Genomic DNA, 503 nt, shown 5'->3' with positions numbered 1-503 from the left:
CGTCAAGCGCAACCGTGCCCAGCTTCAGAACGCCCATCTCGCGCGCCAGCAGCAGCACCTGCTCAAACAGGCCCTTGATCTCCTCGAGAAATCGCCGCCGAAACGCGGCAATCGTATCGTGATCGGGATGATCGTTCGCCGCGATAAACCGGAAAGCCACCGAGTCATACGTCGCACGTTCAAGCTTGCGGCTCGACAAAACGCCCGTCGCATAGCCGTAAACCAGAAGGCCAAGCAAAACCTTCGGATGATAAGACGCCGAACCGGACCCGCGATAGCTGCCACTCATCGTCCGCAGATCCAGCCCTTCGATAACCTCGACAACAAAACGGGCAAGATGCCGCTCGGGAAGCCACTCATCCACCGAAGGCGGCAGCAAAAATCCGGTTGTACGATCTACCATTCGAAAATTGCTCATCGCAGAACCGGTCATATGGCTGGAGAATCAATCTCTCGATTCTAATCGATATCCCTCGCGTGCGCTAAGTCCGACAGGCTGCTAG

General features: G+C 56.5%; 1 protein-coding gene. It reads right to left on the bottom strand.

What is annotated here, in order from left to right; translation table 11 throughout:
* Window positions 1–418 (bottom strand): transposase (locus tag VQ042_RS25890; RefSeq protein ID WP_331823092.1); only part of this gene is annotated, 418 nt, incomplete at its 3' end.
* Window positions 419–503: the final 85 nt, after the last annotated feature.

The sequence above is a fragment of the Aurantimonas sp. A2-1-M11 genome (genome assembly GCF_036549475.1).
GTDB lineage: Bacteria > Pseudomonadota > Alphaproteobacteria > Rhizobiales > Rhizobiaceae > Aurantimonas.
This window is presented reverse-complemented; position numbering and strand designations above follow the sequence as displayed.